The 816-nt window shown below is 68.6% G+C and carries 1 protein-coding gene; it reads right to left on the bottom strand.

The features are described from left to right. The coding region (locus tag LPA54_RS33505) for a thiamine pyrophosphate-dependent enzyme (RefSeq protein ID WP_308112912.1) at positions 1–698 on the bottom strand (698 nt) is incomplete at its 3' end. Between the last annotated feature and the right edge of the window lie 118 nt (positions 699–816).

The raw sequence follows: 816 nt of genomic DNA, 5'->3' as shown, positions 1-816 counted from the left end.
GGGTCGGCTCCGTCGACGGTGCGGGTGCGTGGCCCGGGCAGCAGTCCGAGCGCGTGGGGCGACATCGCGGCGGTGGGCGTGGAAATGCCGTAGCCGTTGTCGGACACCAGGAAAAGGACGGGCAGAGCGCGTTCCACGGCGAAAGCGAGCGCCTCGAAGAATTCCCCCTGCCGGGCCGAGGCGTCCCCGATCGAGCAGACGACCGCACCCGGCCTTTCCCTCAGCTTCGCGGCCCAGGCGGCGCCGACCGCCGGAAGGCACTGGCTCCCGGTGGGGCTGGCGACCGAGAACACGTTCCCCGCGCGGTGACTGAAATGGGCGCTCATGTTGCGGCCCGCCGAATGCGAGGCGGCCTTGGCCATGAGGTCCCGCGCCTGCGCCTCGGGGTCCATCCCGCGGGCCAGCATCAGGGTGCGGTCCCGGTAGTGAGGGAAGATCAGGTCCTCGGGTGCGAGCAGCTCGCACAGGGCGGCGAGCGCCTCGTGCCCGGCCGAGGAGATGTGGAACCATGCCTCGCCCTGGCGCAGTACGATGCCCGATCTGCGGTCGCATTCACGGGACAGCAGCATCAGTTCGAGGAATGCGGTCCGCCGTTCGGCAGGTATCCCCGATGTCCGGGATTCCTTCGTCCGATTCGTCACGTACGAATCCTGCCGCGCGGGGAACGGACGGACATCGCCCGCGATGGCCAATTCCACGGGCTGCTTTTCCTGGCTCTCAGGAGGGATTTCCTCCGTCAGGCCTACGGAGAAATGACCACGTGCCGAAGACGCTCCCCGTTCCGGGGGACACGGAACGAGGAACGGTCTCCACGAC

Source organism: Streptomyces sp. DH12 (genome assembly GCF_020873895.1).
Taxonomy (GTDB): domain Bacteria; phylum Actinomycetota; class Actinomycetes; order Streptomycetales; family Streptomycetaceae; genus Streptomyces.
Note: the sequence above shows the minus strand (reverse complement) of the source record. Positions and strands in the feature narration are given on the sequence as shown.